15 protein-coding genes are annotated in these 14,164 nt (G+C 45.1%); 10 read left to right on the top strand and 5 right to left on the bottom strand.

Annotated elements, in window-relative coordinates; genetic code table 11:
- Positions 1–4 precede the first annotated feature (4 nt).
- On the bottom strand, positions 5–1,147 hold the full coding sequence (locus tag ACUM5Y_RS11475) for a succinylglutamate desuccinylase/aspartoacylase family protein (protein ID WP_445977013.1): 1,143 nt from the start codon (positions 1,145–1,147) through the stop codon (positions 5–7).
- Between the two features lie 164 nt (positions 1,148–1,311).
- Between ACUM5Y_RS11475 and ACUM5Y_RS11470 the strand changes: the two genes are divergently transcribed.
- Genes ACUM5Y_RS11470 through ACUM5Y_RS11460 form a run of 3 tightly spaced genes read left to right on the top strand, consistent with a single transcriptional unit; the run spans position 1,312 to position 4,934 of the window.
- Positions 1,312–2,511, top strand: a complete 1,200-nt coding sequence (locus tag ACUM5Y_RS11470) for an ABC transporter substrate-binding protein (RefSeq protein WP_445977012.1) — start codon at positions 1,312–1,314, stop codon at positions 2,509–2,511.
- Between the two features lie 30 nt (positions 2,512–2,541).
- Positions 2,542–4,290: an ABC transporter permease gene (locus tag ACUM5Y_RS11465; RefSeq protein WP_445977011.1), complete on the top strand. Its 1,749-nt coding sequence runs from the start codon at positions 2,542–2,544 to the stop codon at positions 4,288–4,290.
- Positions 4,284–4,934 carry an ATP-binding cassette domain-containing protein gene (locus ACUM5Y_RS11460; RefSeq protein WP_445977010.1) on the top strand — a complete coding sequence of 217 codons (651 nt, stop codon included), beginning with the start codon at positions 4,284–4,286 and terminating at the stop codon, positions 4,932–4,934. Before ACUM5Y_RS11465 ends, ACUM5Y_RS11460 begins: the two co-directional genes overlap by 7 nt.
- Here ACUM5Y_RS11460 and ACUM5Y_RS11455 read toward each other — a convergent pair.
- Positions 4,931–6,034 carry a tRNA-queuosine alpha-mannosyltransferase domain-containing protein gene (locus ACUM5Y_RS11455; RefSeq protein WP_445977009.1) on the bottom strand — a complete coding sequence of 368 codons (1,104 nt, stop codon included), beginning with the start codon at positions 6,032–6,034 and terminating at the stop codon, positions 4,931–4,933. The two genes, ACUM5Y_RS11460 and ACUM5Y_RS11455, sit on opposite strands and share 4 nt — an antisense overlap.
- Before the next feature lie 77 nt (positions 6,035–6,111).
- On the opposite strand from ACUM5Y_RS11455, the gene ACUM5Y_RS11450 reads away from it, so the two are divergent.
- The gene (locus ACUM5Y_RS11450; protein WP_445977008.1) at positions 6,112–6,855 is read left to right on the top strand and encodes a dienelactone hydrolase family protein; all 744 of its coding nucleotides are present in this window, start codon (positions 6,112–6,114) and stop codon (positions 6,853–6,855) included.
- Positions 6,856–6,876: 21 nt separating this feature from the next.
- Here the strand turns inward: ACUM5Y_RS11450 and ACUM5Y_RS11445 are convergent, their stop codons facing one another.
- On the bottom strand, positions 6,877–7,431 hold the full coding sequence (locus ACUM5Y_RS11445) for a YaeQ family protein (protein ID WP_445977007.1): 555 nt from the start codon (positions 7,429–7,431) through the stop codon (positions 6,877–6,879).
- Positions 7,432–7,860: 429 nt separating this feature from the next.
- Between ACUM5Y_RS11445 and ACUM5Y_RS11440 the strand changes: the two genes are divergently transcribed.
- The gene (locus tag ACUM5Y_RS11440; protein WP_445977006.1) at positions 7,861–8,070 is read left to right on the top strand and encodes a hypothetical protein; all 210 of its coding nucleotides are present in this window, start codon (positions 7,861–7,863) and stop codon (positions 8,068–8,070) included.
- A 337-nt stretch (positions 8,071–8,407) separates the two neighbouring features.
- Complete coding sequence (locus ACUM5Y_RS11435; RefSeq protein ID WP_445977005.1) at positions 8,408–9,172, top strand: SDR family NAD(P)-dependent oxidoreductase; 765 nt, start codon at positions 8,408–8,410, stop codon at positions 9,170–9,172.
- 39 nt (positions 9,173–9,211) lie between these two features.
- Here ACUM5Y_RS11435 and ACUM5Y_RS11430 read toward each other — a convergent pair whose 3' ends face one another.
- Positions 9,212–9,535, bottom strand: coding sequence for a hypothetical protein (locus ACUM5Y_RS11430; protein WP_445977004.1), 324 nt, complete (start codon positions 9,533–9,535; stop codon positions 9,212–9,214).
- Between the two features lie 120 nt (positions 9,536–9,655).
- Between ACUM5Y_RS11430 and ACUM5Y_RS11425 the strand changes: the two genes are divergently transcribed.
- The 4 genes from ACUM5Y_RS11425 (at position 9,656) to ACUM5Y_RS11410 (ending at position 13,363) form a co-directional block, all read left to right on the top strand.
- Complete coding sequence (locus ACUM5Y_RS11425; protein WP_445977003.1) at positions 9,656–10,366, top strand: hypothetical protein; 711 nt, start codon at positions 9,656–9,658, stop codon at positions 10,364–10,366.
- 418 nt (positions 10,367–10,784) lie between these two features.
- The gene (gene dusA, locus ACUM5Y_RS11420; RefSeq protein WP_445977002.1) at positions 10,785–11,810 is read left to right on the top strand and encodes a tRNA dihydrouridine(20/20a) synthase DusA; all 1,026 of its coding nucleotides are present in this window, start codon (positions 10,785–10,787) and stop codon (positions 11,808–11,810) included.
- A gap of 4 nt (positions 11,811–11,814) precedes the next feature.
- A complete protein-coding gene (gene tal / locus ACUM5Y_RS11415) occupies positions 11,815–12,765 on the top strand; it encodes a transaldolase (RefSeq protein ID WP_445977001.1) in 951 nt (316 codons plus the stop codon).
- Positions 12,766–12,847: 82 nt separating this feature from the next.
- A complete protein-coding gene (locus ACUM5Y_RS11410) occupies positions 12,848–13,363 on the top strand; it encodes a sugar O-acetyltransferase (protein ID WP_445977000.1) in 516 nt (171 codons plus the stop codon).
- A 2-nt stretch (positions 13,364–13,365) separates the two neighbouring features.
- On the opposite strand, the gene ACUM5Y_RS11405 is transcribed toward ACUM5Y_RS11410, so the two are convergent.
- Entirely contained in the window at positions 13,366–14,133 is a 768-nt protein-coding gene (locus ACUM5Y_RS11405; RefSeq protein WP_445976999.1) for an MlaA family lipoprotein, read from the bottom strand.
- Between the last annotated feature and the right edge of the window lie 31 nt (positions 14,134–14,164).

The raw sequence follows: 14,164 nt of genomic DNA, 5'->3' as shown, positions 1-14,164 counted from the left end.
TTGCCTAATCTTCAAATAAGTGACCAATCTCACGAAAAGCCAAATGCTCTCGGCCTGCTATTTTTGCAATGGACTCACCATACACCACCAGCCTACGCTGCACTCGAGCGAAAAACACACCATTAGTTCGCGCCACCAGTGGATAGCTAGAAGTGCTTACATCGTCTTCCATGAGGTTCACCACCTCTCCTATCACCTCGCCAGCTTCTACTTCATCACCTATTTCTTTGTGATAGCAGACAATACCAGCACAAGGGGCTTTGACCAGATCCATAGCATCTAATGGGTAATATTCCACATTGCTCACATCCACCACAGGAGTTTCACCCGCTAGGACACCACGCAATACGAAATAGTCGTACAAGGCTTTGGCGTCTTGCTCTGCAAACTCATCAGAAATATCGTTTTCACCGCGCAACTCAAGGGTAAGCGAACGTGCGCCCCAAGGGATTAAGTGTGCATAATGGGATTTCAAATGACGCCACACACTGACATTGGTTTCATCAAAAGACGATGCGCCGGTTTCCAGCTCAGACAAACCAACCTTTGCCCCCAGTAACGCCAGCAAGGGAGCAAAATGATTTTCAAATTCTTGCGCCACATAAGCATGCATGGAAGCCTCACCAGAACAGTGAAGGTCAATGATTTCATCTGCATCCATAGACAAAGCCAACAAGGTTTTCTTCATGCCTTGCAACTCCGTTGCCTCAGGAAGCAGGGCCAGCTCGTCATTAATGGCTTGGCGAATTAGGACTAAGTCATGATCTTCATGGCCTGTAATATCACCCTTGATACGTTTTTCGACTTTGGTACCAAGTTGCGGCCAGTTGCGGTTAAAGTTCCCGCCACCATCTGAAAATGCAAAACGCCCTGGAATATAGCCGTGAAAGTTTTGCGCCAGACCAATCGGGTTAGCCACCGGCACTATGATGATTTCACCTTGGATCAAACCTGCCTCTTCTGCAGTTTTTAAACGCTTCAGCAGGCGGTTGAGCACGAGAAAACCCGGCCACTCATCCGCATGTAGGCCAGCTTGCAAATAGACTTTAGGTCGGGCGCCCGCCTCTCCAAAATGATGGGCTTTTAAAACCCGCTGAGTGCCCGGTGTGGCACTGGGTAGCGTGTGTGAAAAAATTTGATAAGCCATAACACCTCGAATTAAATTGGAAAACACTCAGTCCATTTGAGCCTGCAACATGTTACGCTAAATCAATTTGTTAATAAAAACCTAATCCTTTAAAAAACTACTGTAATAAATTGAACTTAGCTTACGTCTAACACTCATAACCTAAGTTTAATTCGGAGATATTGATGAAATTATCGTTCGCGGCCGCTTCCCTGTGTACTTCTTTACTCTTCACCAGCCTACCGGCACACAGTGCTTGGCAAGACACCCTAGAAGAAGCCAAAGGCCAGACTGTGTACTTTAATGCTTGGGGCGGTGCCGATAATATTAATGGCTATATCCAATGGGCTGCCGACCGAATTGAAGACCTGTATGATGTTAATCTAAAACATGTAAAACTTACGGACACGGCTGACGCGGTTAACCGAGTGATCGCAGAAAAAGCTGCGGGCAAAGATCAGCATGGCTCGACGGATCTTATCTGGCTCAACGGTGAGAACTTCCGTGCCATGAAAGATAATCAGCTTCTTTTCGGTCCTTTTTCACAAGGCCTACCCAATTATCAGGCCTATATTGATGAAAATGCTAGACAGAGTTTAACCCAAGACTTTGGCACCTCGGTGGAAGGCATGGAGTCTCCTTGGGGCATGGCGCAAGTGGTATTCATGCACGATACCCACACACTTACCACGCCACCAAAATCTAGCTTGGAGTTACTGGCATACGCCAAACAAAATCCTGGCCGCATTACCTACCCAGAGCCACCGCAATTTGTCGGTACCGCCTTTCTAAAACAGGTTCTACATGAAGTTGCTATCGACCCATCTACACTGCTTATGCCAGTGGACTCAGTTGACTTTGCCAGCATTACAGAACCACTTTGGCACTACCTAGACGAACTTCATCAGGTGGCTTGGCGTAACGGTCAAACCTTTCCTTCAAGCTCAGAAGAAATGATGCGCTTATTGGATGATCAAGAGATTGATGTGGCCTTAAGCTTCGATTTATCCGCCGCTTCCGTACAAATTGATCAAGGAAACCTTGCCGATACGGTTCGTTCTTACGTATTTGACCGCGGCACTATCGGTAACACTCACTTTGTTGCCATTCCATATAACAGTGGTGCCAAAGCGGGCGCTCAAGTGGTTGCCAATTTCCTACTTTCCCCAGAAGCACAGATCTACAAGCAAACACCGACAGTTTGGGGAGATTTGAGTGTTTTAGCTTATGATAAATTGAGCGAAAAAGAACAAGGTCAGTTTGATGATTTACCTCGCGGTATCGCTACACTAACCATTGAAGAGCTAGGTAACACCTTGCCTGAGCCTCACAGCAGCTGGAGCACCGCCCTAGAAAATGAATGGCGCAAGCGATATGCCCAATAAGTTTTCTTGTTTAGTGAAGTAACAACATAGATGTCATTACCCCATTCCCGTTGGCTAGCCTTATCGATTGGCCTTTTGCTCGCTTTTCCTATTGTTATAGGATTAGTGGGCACTATTTTACCTGCTTTCCATTACTTTCCCCCCCTAGGAGAATATCAATTTTCCTTAAGCGCGTGGTCTCAACTTTTCGCACAAGGGGAATTCTATAGCAGCCTCAAGCTTACTCTGATTACCGGTATTGGCGCCCCCATATTGGCCTTGTGGCTTGCCTTGTCATTACTGGCTTGGGGGTATCAAAAGCCAATTTTTGCAAAATTAGAAAGCTTGTTAGCGCCCATTTTGGCCATTCCCCATGCGGCAATTGCCATTGGGCTACTCTTCTTGCTCAGTCCATCAGGCTGGCTGGTACGGATTTTTAGCCCTTGGCTGACAGATTTTCAGCGACCACCCAATTGGATTAGCGTACAAGACCCCTATGGACTATCGCTGATTTTTGCCTTAATCGTAAAAGAAATGCCTTACTTGCTATTTGTCATGCTGTCATCTATGAAGAGCATTAAAGCCAGACAAAGCCTAGAAGTGGGTCAAGCCCTTGGTTATGGTCGTCTTACTCTTTGGCGTAAAGTGTTGATCCCTCAGCTTTACCCAATTATTCGCTTACCTTTATTCATTGTTATCGCCTTTAGCCTAACCGTAGTGGACCTAGCTCTTGTTATTGGGCCTAACACCCCCTCTACTTTGGCGGTCACTCTATTACGCTGGTTTAATGACCCAGACCTTGCCATGCGCTTTGTGGCCAGTGCTGGCGCCGTCATATTAATGCTGGTCATCGTCTTCACCCTAGCGGGCTGGGAAATGAGCCATAAATTACTGAGCCTCTTAACCCGAGCGGAACGCAGTAATGGAAGACGCTGCGGTCCTTCCGACTATTTACTTCGATTCGGAGCTTTCTCTGGCCAGCTGACATTACTTTTGAGCGTGGTGGCTTTGCTGCTATTGCCGATCTGGTCATTTGCGAAGCGCTGGCGCTTTCCTGATGCACTGCCATCACAATGGACCATGGACAATCTTTCTCGGGCCTATCCATTACTGATGGAGCTCTCGTCTAACACCCTGATCATTGCCATCATCACCACATTACTAGCTTGTGGGCTCAGCCTACTCATGCTGGAAAGTAAGCGTCAAAGTGCTGGTACACGTCATGCCAGACACTTATTCGACTGGCTCATTTATGTGCCGATTTTACTACCACAAATAGGTTTTTTGTTTGGCCTGCATGTATTGTTAATCTATTTGGATTTAAACGGTGATCTCTGCGCCATTATTGCCTTACACCTCATGTATGTATTGCCATATGTTTATCTAACCCTGCAAGGCCCCTACTTGGCGTTTAATCAAAGCTATTTACAACAGGCTAATCGTTTAAACCATCAGCCATTGCGTAACTATTTCAGAATTAAACTTGCCATGCTTAAGCCACCTTTATTTACCGCTTTTGCAATCGGTTTTTCGGTCAGCATTGCCCAATATTTGCCCACTTTGATCGCGGGTGAAGGCCGCTACAGCACACTGACAACAGAGGCTGTCGCCCAAGCGGCATCAGGTGATAGAAAACAAGTGGGGGCCATGGCATTGCTTCAAGCTCTCTTCCCTATTTTGATATTTTGGTTAGCCCAAAGCTTACCACCCCGTTGGACCAAGTGGCGGTTGGCCTGCAAGAGCCTGTTTTTAAGGCTGAGCCCATCCACTTCTCAAACACAAAAGGATCGCCAGTGCTAAGCCTAAAAAACTTCACACTGCATAACGGCAGTAAAAAACTCATTGATAATTTGAGCTTCGACATAGAGAACGGCCAAGTGCTTTCTATTATGGGGCCAAGTGGTATCGGTAAATCCAGCTTATTGAGCTATCTTAGCGGCACCTTGGCGCCTCAGCTTAGCGCCCAAGGTGAAGTACTGCTCAACCAACAAGCGATTCACACCAAGTCTATCCAAAGTCGTAAAGTCGGTTTATTGCAGCAATCTCCTTTGCTATTCCCCCACATGAGTATTTTAGAAAACTTGCTGTTTGCCATTCCAGAACAGATGCCGAAGCAACAACGTGCCGAACAAGCTCATCAAGCCCTGCTTAAGCTTGGCTTAGCGGATAAAGCTTGTGCCATGGCAGATCAACTATCTGGTGGTCAGCAAGCCCGTGTTGCCTTACTTAGAACCTTGCTCGCCCAGCCAGACTTTCTGTTATTGGACGAACCCTTCAGTAAGTTAGACCCAGCCTTAAGAAGAGATGTGAGGGAGTTTGTTTTAGCCGAAATTCGCCACGCCAACATTCCTGCCCTTTTGGTGACCCACGATGCAGAAGATGCCAAAGCTATGCAGGGCAATTGTTTGGATTTAAAACCCTTCCATCCAGCCAGCAAGGCTTAATTAGGCTTTGCTAGCTGCTCGAATAATGCCTGATAACTTGGCAAGAGTGTTTCGCGACTAAAGCCCTGACAACTTGGCAATGGCTGGGGATTTTCCAACAGAGCTAAAAGCGTATCTACGGCACTAATGGCTTCTTGCTCGACATCTTCTAGCACGCTGCCGTACAAATAATCTTTTGCAAATAACTCTGGATACACCTGACGATTAGGCAGCAAAGGAACACAACCTAGACTCACCGCTTCCAATACCGCCAAGCCTAAAAATTCATGCAAGGCAGTTGAGAGCACCACATGCGCGCTGGCAAGATAATTCAGGTATTGCTCACGACTTGGTACATAACCAAAGTGCTCGATACGATGGGAATACCGCCGTTTTATTTCCGCAAACGCTTTTGGCACTTCACGAAACTGCTCCCCTAATACCGCAATTTGAAAGTCCTGATGCCGTGATTCCAACTCTTTTAAAATTGCCAGCAACCGATCTGGGCCTTTATCAAACTCCCAGCGGGCATTCCAAACCAGTTTGATAGACTCCGAAGAGTCATACCGCTTAACTGGCTTAACCAAATCCGTGCTGACTTCAATAGGGACAGGCAATACGCAAGAGCGCTCCTCAACCGCTTGCAACCAGTTAGGAGATGAGTAATCAGGTAGCTTTTTTAATAAAGCTCTGGCGCCATCGAAAAAGCTTTGCTGGTTAAAATGACTGTTAAACACGCATTTATCTGCCGCCATGGCACTGTACAAAGTGACCATCTGCATTTCCACCAAACCTTGCTGTTTGTCATTGGCAGGATAGGCAAATTGATTCTCGTGAAAATACAGCAACCATGGAATCCTTTGTAAGTTCGGACACAGGGCTTTTAGACCGGCACAATCTGTCATAGAGGTAGCCACAACAAGATCGTATTGGGCATCTAACAATGGCCGGTAGTCTGCATCCATGGCAAAACTTAGCGCGTTGCCTCGAATGCGCCAAGCAAAGTGCCTTGCGGGTAACGCCAGATATTGCCATTGATGCTCACTCAACCCAGACATCAATGTATGCGCCCAAGCTTTATGGCTGCTTGCCTCGTAGGCACTGATCAATAATATTCTCACGATTTCCCTTCTCTATTCTTCGTTTTCTAAGCTAGGTCGCATATCATGTAGGAAAGTAACACAATTTAAGGAACACCATGATCATCCAACAACACGATCAAGACATAACCACACCTACAGGCTTAATGCGCTGCACCGTCTATCGCCCACAAGCTGAAGGTCGCTACCCATGCATTATCTTTTACTCTGAAATCTTCCAACAAACCGCCCCTATCGCTCGCTCAGCCGCCATTATGGCAGGCCACGGCTTTGTGGTGTTAGTGCCAGAAGTTCATCACGAATTAAACCCTATTGGCACAGTGTTGGGTTACGATGATGAAGGCAAAGACAAGGGCAATAACGACAAATTCACCAAGCCTTTAGAAGCTCATGACAGCGATACTGTGGCGATGATCAGCTATTTCGAACAAGAAGATTATTGCAGCGGGCAATTTGGTGCAATGGGGGTTTGCCTTGGTGGGCATTTGGCCTATCGAGCAGCATTGAATCCTTGTATCCAAGCAGCTTTCTGCCTTTATGCAACAGACATTCACTCTAATACTTTACCTTGTGAAGAAGGTAACGATTCCTTTACTCGCACAGAGGAAATTCAAGGTGAATTGGTCATGGTTTGGGGCAAACAAGACCCTCACGTACCAACCACTGGCCGCCAAAAGATTTACCAGCAACTAATGGATACTGAGCGTAATTTCACTTGGTATGAAGTAAATGGCCAACACGCTTTTATGCGTGATGAAGGGGACCGTTACGATCCCGCATTAGCCTTAGAGTTTTACGCAAAAGCCGTCGCTTTGTTTAAAAACACCCTACATAAAAGCTAAAGCGACCTATGGCGAGGTGGATTAGGATTCGCCTCGCCATATTGGCGTCATCAAACATTCACCACGCTCACTTGAGATCCACATTTCACCGTCTTGAATGGTGACATTCAACTGCATAGAACGAGCACACAACTCAGCCAATAGCACCACTTGGGACTCAGCAAACTGCAACACACGTAGGTTATCAAAGCGGCTATTCTTGCCCTGATTTTGTTGCCACCAGATATCGGACTTGTCGTTATAATTCACAACAATGACTTGTTGAGCACGACCACAGGCTTTACGAAGACGTTTTTCGTCTGGCTGGCCTAGCTCTACCCATAGCAGGACTTCATCAGAATAATTTTTTTGCCATAAATCCGGCTCATCTTCGGTACTGATTCCTTTCGTAAAAGCGAGCTGCTCCTCACCTTCTTTTTCGTCGGCCAACAAGGCAAACGCCGCCAAACGCACCATCATCCGCTCCTGAGTTTCGGATGGATGCAGCGCTAATGTTAGGTCGTAACCCTGATAATGATGACGATCCATATCGGAAACCTGTACGGATGCTTTGTAAACAGTTGCTTTAATAGCCATGCTGGTGAATCACTACTCTGAAAAAGATGAATGCCCAATATTAGGCGCGTGCATTGTACAGCAAAAAACACCGAAAGGAGTGATTAACAAGGCTAAACTCACCAGTCACTTGTCGATCGCAAAAAGCTGTCTGTTTTTTCACCTCAACTGGTTGACATAAAAGCGCTTATCAGGCTGAATATAAGCACTTATTCATTTTAGCAATAAGTAAATTCCGTTGAACACATTTGAAGGAGATACGCATGATCATTAACACTGTGACCTACGCCACTATCTCTCGATCCGTCTGCTCAAAACGAAATACCATTCGTTTTGTCACGCGTTCAATGGCTAGGTAATACCCATCACATTGACCGCGAAATTTACGCGGTCTTGCTTCAAATTCCCTTTCAAAACCTCGTAAATTTCGCCCTTAACTGGAGAGAAATTATGAGTCTAATCGCCCTACTAAACTACGCAAAAAACTACTTTCATCAAGCACGCACCCAAAGAAGCTTGAACCATCTAAACGATCATTACCTAAATGATTTAGGGTTTTATCGTGACCATGGAAAAATTCGCCCCCTTAGCCCTAAAAACACAAACCTAGGGTGTGACCTTAACCAAAGCCCACCGGCAGAGCCCGTAAACCCAAGGTGAGCATTAGGTCGGGTTGGTATGAAAACCTACCCGACCTAGTCTACCTATGTGCGCCAGCTAAACTTCCCAACCACTTTTTCGATAATCAGTAATTTCAACCAAAAACCCATTAAGATAAATAATATACTCAATTTATCTTTTGTTTTATTCTTTCCACAATGTCCAATCACAATGAGGAATTTGCATTTTAGACTACACGTCAAAGTAAATTTTCGTATATTATTGTATGACAATTTCAGGCCAAGGATGTGGTCACACCCCTTGATAGCTTTCACTGAAATGAACGAGGCAAAATAGCCTTCTTTACATTGTCTACTGTATTTAATATAGGAATAACATGAATAATAAATTGACAGGAAAGAACATTCTTATCACTGCTGGTGCTCAAGGTATTGGCGAAGCCATCACAAAACACCTCATTGATAGTGGTGCAAACCTCGCCATTCACTACTTCTCTAGCGCCGACACAGCCAACAAACTTATCGAATACGCTGCGAGCAAAGGCCAAAAAGCCGTTGCTATCAGTGGCGACCTAACAGACGAAGCACAAGCCAACGCACTGGTTGAAAAAACTGTGAGCGAGCTTGGCAGCTTGGACATCTTAATTAACAACGCAGGCTCTTTGGTCGCGCGAAAATTACTTAACGAAATGGAAACCGACTTCTGGCATAAGGTGATGGACATTAACCTAACGTCCATGATGTTTGTTACTCGCGCTGCGACTCCTCACCTAACCAAGAACGAAAACAGCAGCATAGTAAACCTTGCTTCTCTTGCGGGTCGTAAAGGTGGTCACCCAGGCTCTTTGGTTTACTCAACCAGTAAAGGCGCTATCTTAACCTTCACTCGTGCCCTGTCTGCTGAACTTGGCCCACAAGGTGTTCGTGTTAACGCTGTGGCGCCTGGCTTGATCCTTGGCACATCTTTCCACAACACACACACCACCAAAGAATCTGCCGATGAAACCACTGCAAGCATTCCGATCAAACGTGCTGGTAACGCAGACGACGTAGCCCGCGCTGTGACTTACCTAGCCTCGGAATACGATGGTTTCATTACAGGAGCTACTCTGGACATCAATGGCGGCGTTTACAACATGTAATCCCGCCCCATAAAAAATGGCCCTCACATGGGCCATTCTTTATTTCAGCAAAGCCTTTATGCCTGAATAAGCTATAAACAACTGACTCAAATAATGCCCACTCACCTTCTTCCACTCGTCGTCCGCATCAGCTACACGACCATGATAGTAAACATGGCCTGTCGCATCGGGGACTTTATGGGCTGGCACTAATGCTGAAGGGACAGTAAGAAACTCTGGCAAAAAACCAATCTTAATACGACAGAAACTCGGCTTGTTGCAACGCCCACATATGCCCCGTTTTACGGGAGAAAATCCAGCCTGATAACTTTTGAACGCCACATCAGTTAAATCAAGCTCATCACAGTCTGTCAGCAAATACACACACTCATCATTTTTGTAAGAGCTAGGAGCTCCCAATTTTCTGCAAAGTAAGCCAACATTTTATTAATGCAGAAGTCTGAGATAAAGTAGCAAGATCAAATACTTTATAATGGAAGCCTCATGACGACTCAACAACCAAAATACCAAAAAATTATCCATACAATTATTGGTTTTCTTATTTTTTCCGTGACGGTATTCATAGGCATAGAATTATTACAAAGTTATAAATTAACTGGCGCTGAATTTGTCAGCCTTGTAAGCATCTTCGCAGTTATATCTCTTTTAATTTCACTTTCAGATCAAGTACAAGAATTTTCTATTGCAGGCAACTTAGTAAAACTAAAAGAGGTTAAACACGATGTACAACTAGCCATAATAGAACTTCAATATGCACGTGACTCAAACTTCAGAGCGCTGTTAAAATTATCTTTGCAAACAGGAGGTGCTCTTTCTGACATTTCAAACCCAAAAGAAGAGAGAGTTAATAAATTTTGGGATATATTCCAAGCGATAAAACAAGCAAACGCATACAATAATTTAACAGAGGATATATTATCTACCTTAGAAAGTGTTATACGAGCCCAGCGTTACAAAATCATGGATAGTTGTAGCCTACATACAAATAGAGAAAATGAAATACATCCAGATGACCTTTTGATAGAAAGACTTGAACCATCTGTAATTGATGAACAAATTTCCCGCACAACACCTACTCCAGATATAGAAGAAGTAAGAACTGGACTGAAAGAAGCAATTCGAGAATACAGAAAACTATACAATTTACGTGAGCAATTGAGAGTAGAACTGAAAAATCAGCCAACTTTTAAATAGACCGGAATCTCCTCGCTTCATCTTCTCCAAAGTGTCTACCTGTCACACTTATTAAAGCAGTTAGAGATTTGAATAGCCGATACAGGGTTGATTTGGCATTAGGAAATTTCTAACTCTGTTAGTTAATAAAATCATCCCCCTTTATCAATAAATGAGGCTCCATCATCCAACTGCAACCATCTAGACTTAGTCGCTTACACTTAAAACACTCCCTCACCTCTTCCCAGCCCCCTCTATTCCGCATGTCGCAATACCGCCCGCGCTTTTAGAAAATTCTTAACCAAGTATTTAATTTATGTGAAAAACCATAAGCCAATGCGCTTAGAAATCCTGTAATTTTATGACATAATGTCAGGAATCATTCGCAGCACGATGTTAGTGCATAGCGAACCACTTACAAGATTGTTGATTTTATAAAATGCCACAAGAAATAGGCGCAAGCCCTGTAAACACAAAGGATAAGCTGGATAGACGCTTTTCCATCGCACCCATGATGGATTGGACCACCAGTGATTATCGAGTGTTTGCCCGTACTCTCACGAAACAAACCCTGCTTTACACTGAAATGGTCACCACGGGTGCTTTATTGCAGGGCAATCACCCTGAACGTTTTTTAAAGTACGATGAGTGTGAACACCCTATAGCTCTGCAATTAGGGGGTGCTGATGCCAAAGCATTAGCTGAGTGCGCCAAGATGGCGGAGCGTGCCGGGTTTGATGAGGTAAATCTCAATGCGGGTTGCCCAAGCGATAGAGTGCAGAACAGCCTAATTGGCGCCTGTTTAATGGCTCACCCTGAAAAAGTGAAAGACGCCATGCGTGCCATGCAGGATGCCACTAGCCTACCTGTCACTATTAAGCACCGTATTGGGTTAGACGATCAAGAAGACTACAGTGTGGTTCGGGATTTTGTTGGCGATATAGCCAGCACTGGAGTAAAAACCTTTATTGTGCATGCTCGTAATGCGATCTTGCAGGGTTTAAGCCCGAAAGAGAATCGCGAAGTGCCGCCGCTAAAATATGATTATGTTTATCAGTTAAAGAAAGATTTCCCAGACCTTGAAATCATTCTTAATGGCGGCATTAAAACCATAGCGGAATGTAAAAACCATTTAACCCAATTAGACGGGGTGATGCTAGGCCGTGAGGCATACCATAACCCTTGGTTACTCAGCCAAGTTGACCAAGAAATTTACCATGGTCAGCCTTGTGTGAGTGATCGCTACCAAGCGCTGGAAGCTTTTGTTCCTTATGTGGAACAGAAACTCGCAGAAGGTGAACGACTATTGCACCTTACACGGCACATTTTAGGTATTTTCCAAGGTCAAGCCGGCGGCAAACAGTTCCGTCGCTACCTTTCTGAAAATGGTCATAAAGCCGACGCAAAAGTTAATGTATTATTAGAGGCCATTGATTTGGTCAAACATCATCAACACAAAGGATAGAGCAATGAGCAACAAGTTATCTCAACTAAAAGAGTTCACGACCATTGTGGCCGACACAGGTGATATCACAGCTATCAAAGACTTTTTACCAGAAGATGCAACCACTAACCCATCTTTGATGCTAAAAGCCGCGCAAATTCCAGAGTATGCTCCTTTCCTTGAGCAAGCCGTTGCTTGGGCGAAAACCCAAAGTGATGACAAAGCCCAGCAAATTCTAGATGCAGGTGACAAACTAGCTGTCATCGTAGGTACTGAGATCCTAAAATACGTACCTGGCCGTATTTCTACAGAAGTGGACGCACGCTTGTCTTTCGACAAAGACGCGACCCTTGCTAAAGCACGCAAATTGATCGCCCTGTACGAAGAAGCAGGTGTTTCTCGTGACCGCGTTCTGATCAAAGCCGCTTCTACTTGGGAAGGTATTAAAGCTGCAGAAGAGCTAGAAAAAGAAGGCATCAACTGTAACCTAACTTTACTGTTCTCTTTTGCTCAAGCTCAAGCATGTGCTGAAGCTGGTGTTTACCTGATCTCTCCTTTCGTAGGCCGTATTCTTGACTGGTACAAAAAATCTACTGGCGAAACTTACACAGCAGAAACAGATCCAGGTGTAGTATCCGTTACTGAAATCTACAACTACTACAAAGAGCACGGTTACAACACGGTTGTTATGGGCGCAAGCTTCCGTAACATTGGTGAAATCGAGCAACTAGCAGGCTGTGACCGTTTAACAATCAGCCCTGCCCTTTTGGAAGAGTTGAAGAAAGACGAAGGCACTCTAGAGCGTAAATTGCTACCAGCCACTAGCGTTAAGCCTGCCCCTGAAGCCATCACAGAGTCTGCGTTCCGTTGGGCAATGAACGAAGATGCCATGGCCACTGAGAAGCTTTCTGAAGGTATCCGTAACTTTGCAGTAGACCAACGCAAACTAGAAGAAACGCTAGCTTCTATGCTGTAATGACTTAGCCTTAACAGGCAAAAGTAGCTCAATAAAAACGCGACCTTATGTCGCGTTTTTTATCTTTAAAATTAGGGTAATTATGCGTTCAGAATTTGAGAAAATGCTTGCTGGTGAAGTCTTCAACCCATTAGACCTAGACCTACGCTTGCGCCGTGAAGTAGCCCGTCTCGCTTGTGCCAAATACAACGCACATCCGAGTAAAGGCAACCTACGCCACATTACCCGTCTCTTGGGAAGTTTTGAGCAATTACAAATAGAGCCAGGTTTTCAATGCGACTATGGCAGCCAAATCCATTGCGGCAAAAACGTCTATATAAATTTTGCTTGCGTACTGCTGGACAGTGCAGCCATTTATATCGGAGATAATGTTTTACTAGGCCCGGGGGTTCATCTTTATACGGTCGATCACCCAAGAGATGCCCAGCAACGGGCTGAAGGCATTTGCTATGCGAAAGAAATCCGCATTGGTCATCAGGTATGGATTGGTGGTGGCGCGAAAGTCTTACCAGGAGTCACCATTGGCGACCGAGCTATCATCGCCGCTAATGCTGTTGTTACCCGTGATGTTGCCGAAGATGAGCGTTACTTTGGTTGAGTTTAAAACTCTTCATTCTCCCAATCGTCGTCTTCCCAATCATCATCACCCCAGCTGTCATCCCCCCAACTATCGCCTGAAGCTGTTTCGGATTGCGGAGGTTCACCATCGTAAACGGCGTTAACACGATTTTGCAGATACACGTCACGAATAAATGAGTAGCGATCGCCAAAGATAAAGCCTTCGAAAGATAATAATCCTGCCCGTGTTTCAACGATATCCAAACCACGCACAGCCCAACGCTCATCGTGGTTTAAATCCAGCTCTTCGGTGGCATCGTAGTTGTAGTAGTCCACTGCTAAACCACCCGCATCACGTACCGTTGAAGGCCCAAAGAAAGGCAAAACCAAATAAGGACCAGAGTCCACGCCCCAGTAGCCCAAGGTCTGGCCAAAGTCTTCTTCATAGCGCTTTAAGCCCATCTCGCTGGCCACATCAAAAATACCAAACCAACCAGCCGTGCTGTTAATCACGAAGCGAAAAAACGAGGACGCCGTGGCATCCCATTTACCTTGCAAGAGGTTATTGGAAAAATTACCTATCTCCCCAAGGTTAGAAAAAACATTACTCACCCCTTTTTGAACTGGTGTTGGGGTGATTGCTTTATAGCCTTCTGCCACAGGCTTCAACAACACTGAATCCAAGCCATCATTAAAGCTAAACATGGCACGGTTAAACCCTTCCCAAGGGTCTTCTTCCGTGGCGGAAATAGCCGGCTGAGCGCAGAGCATTACAAAACTTAGGCCAAAAGCAGCCACTAGACTTTTCATGCGTTAACTTCCTTTCTTACACCCTAAATGA

It is taken from the genome of Marinomonas dokdonensis (assembly GCF_052747885.1).
Note: the sequence above shows the minus strand (reverse complement) of the source record. Positions and strands in the feature narration are given on the sequence as shown.

Bases quoted from the DNA above. Each gene is read 5' to 3' on its own strand.
- ACUM5Y_RS11475 (WP_445977013.1), bottom strand. From the start codon at position 1,147: ATGGCTTATCAAATTTTTTCACACACGCTACCCAGTGCCACACCGGGC.
- ACUM5Y_RS11470 (WP_445977012.1), top strand. From the start codon at position 1,312: ATGAAATTATCGTTCGCGGCCGCTTCCCTGTGTACTTCTTTACTCTTC.
- ACUM5Y_RS11465 (WP_445977011.1), top strand. From the start codon at position 2,542: ATGTCATTACCCCATTCCCGTTGGCTAGCCTTATCGATTGGCCTTTTG.
- ACUM5Y_RS11450 (WP_445977008.1), top strand. From the start codon at position 6,112: ATGATCATCCAACAACACGATCAAGACATAACCACACCTACAGGCTTA.
- ACUM5Y_RS11445 (WP_445977007.1), bottom strand. From the start codon at position 7,431: ATGGCTATTAAAGCAACTGTTTACAAAGCATCCGTACAGGTTTCCGAT.
- ACUM5Y_RS11440 (WP_445977006.1), top strand. From the start codon at position 7,861: ATGAGTCTAATCGCCCTACTAAACTACGCAAAAAACTACTTTCATCAA.
- ACUM5Y_RS11435 (WP_445977005.1), top strand. From the start codon at position 8,408: ATGAATAATAAATTGACAGGAAAGAACATTCTTATCACTGCTGGTGCT.
- ACUM5Y_RS11425 (WP_445977003.1), top strand. From the start codon at position 9,656: ATGACGACTCAACAACCAAAATACCAAAAAATTATCCATACAATTATT.
- dusA (WP_445977002.1), top strand. From the start codon at position 10,785: ATGCCACAAGAAATAGGCGCAAGCCCTGTAAACACAAAGGATAAGCTG.
- tal (WP_445977001.1), top strand. From the start codon at position 11,815: ATGAGCAACAAGTTATCTCAACTAAAAGAGTTCACGACCATTGTGGCC.
- ACUM5Y_RS11410 (WP_445977000.1), top strand. From the start codon at position 12,848: ATGCGTTCAGAATTTGAGAAAATGCTTGCTGGTGAAGTCTTCAACCCA.
- ACUM5Y_RS11405 (WP_445976999.1), bottom strand. From the start codon at position 14,133: ATGAAAAGTCTAGTGGCTGCTTTTGGCCTAAGTTTTGTAATGCTCTGC.